Origin of the sequence: Streptomyces sp. NPDC086077 (genome assembly GCF_040686175.1) — a bacterium.
Lineage (GTDB): Bacteria > Actinomycetota > Actinomycetes > Streptomycetales > Streptomycetaceae > Streptomyces.
The window spans coordinates 1-1,456 of the sequence record NZ_JBFBJT010000317.1; the positions used below are offsets into that span (position 1 = coordinate 1).

At 67.2% G+C, this 1,456-nt stretch carries 1 protein-coding gene; it reads left to right on the forward strand.

The features are described 5' to 3' along the window. Positions 1 to 256 precede the first annotated feature (256 nt). On the forward strand, positions 257 to 706 hold the full coding sequence (locus AB0O67_RS37320) for a peptidoglycan-binding protein (RefSeq protein ID WP_365460563.1): 450 nt from the start codon (positions 257 to 259) through the stop codon (positions 704 to 706). Positions 707 to 1,456: the final 750 nt, after the last annotated feature.

Consider the following 1,456-nt stretch of genomic DNA (forward strand, 5'->3'; position numbering starts at 1 on the left):
CCCGCTGGAACAGCTCCCACAACTCGTCCGGCACCATGCGCTCGACCATCACCACACGGTGCAGACTACCCAGCATTCCAAATGAGACGATGTCTTAGGCCCCGGATTCACTCCACCCCAGGGCAGTGCAGATCGTGACCGGCTCCGGAGTCGACGGTCGCCTGAGACATCGGCCCACCAGCCCACCAAGTCCGACGGCGCAGGAACGCGGCGACTCGCTTCGCAATCAACCGCCAACCAAGAAGGACGAATTCTGATGCGTCACCGCGCTCTGGCGAAGTCCCTCGCCACCGCCGTCGTCATCGCCGCCCTGACCACCGTGGGCGCCTCCAGTGCCGCATACGCGGTCCCCGCGCCGCCCCTTGTCGCTCCGCAGGCGGCGACCGCCGTGGTCAACCTCGGCCTGACCACCACCCAGGCCAAGCATGTGCAGTGCTTTCTCGCCTATGGCTGGGAATACAACGGCGCGATCGACGGGGCACTGGGCACCAACAGCTGGAAGGCCATGCAACGCTATCTCGCCGCCCAGGACTACTCCGACTACAACGGTGCCATCGACGGTGTCGTCGGTCCCCAGACAGTGATGGCGCTGCAGCGAGCTCTCAAGCGCGCTTGGGGCTACACCGGGCCGATCGACGGGGTGGCCGGGGCCGGGACCCAGGCCGCGTTCGCCCGGTTCTCGGAGACGGCGAAGGCCTACTGCTGACTCGGCCGTCCTGCGCACGGCGTCCGTAGGACCGGTGCCGGGAGCTGCACCTTCGGCGCCGGTACGGCATTCGCAGCCACCGCCCGACGTCATCCAGCTCCCCTCCCTGACCGTTGGAGCATTTTCTGCACGACAGCCCGCACTGCCCCGCTTTTTCTCCAACAGCTCCATCGTGAAGCGGCCCGACACGCGCTGCCAATACTGCGGGTTCCACCAACCTGGCTTCTCGGCCGACTATGGCTACAGGCCGGCGACCGCGACCGGGATGCCGAGCCAGACTTGGATGCTGCCCATGTGGCGCAAGTAACCACCGCGCTGACTACGGCAGGGGATTTGGCACCCCTGTGACAGATGGGGACGGTTCGGGCAGCATCGGGCTCATGGCTTCTCTACGTGGATCATGAGCAGCTCCGTTACGACCAGGTCCGGCGGGCCCGACGTTCCCGCCCCGACGACCGAGGCCGCGCCGGGGGAGGCGATGGGCAGCGTCATCTCGTGCCCCGAGCTTGACCTCAGGGCGGGACGGGCGGTGATCCGTTTACCGACCGGCTCTCGCTGGGCTTCGAGGCTTGGACGACGGCGAGGTCACCCACGACCGTATCGCCGTCGGTCGATCCTGGGGCGTTCCTGCCGGCCAGCCCGCAAATGGCCAGGCGCCGCCGTCCGTCACTGGTCCCCCTCCGGTCACACTTCTGTCACAGGACCACGACATGCGTTTCCGTGCGACTTCCTCACACGGACGGGCGGTTC

Bases quoted from the DNA above. Each gene is read 5' to 3' on its own strand.
- AB0O67_RS37320 (WP_365460563.1), top strand. From the start codon at position 257: ATGCGTCACCGCGCTCTGGCGAAGTCCCTCGCCACCGCCGTCGTCATC.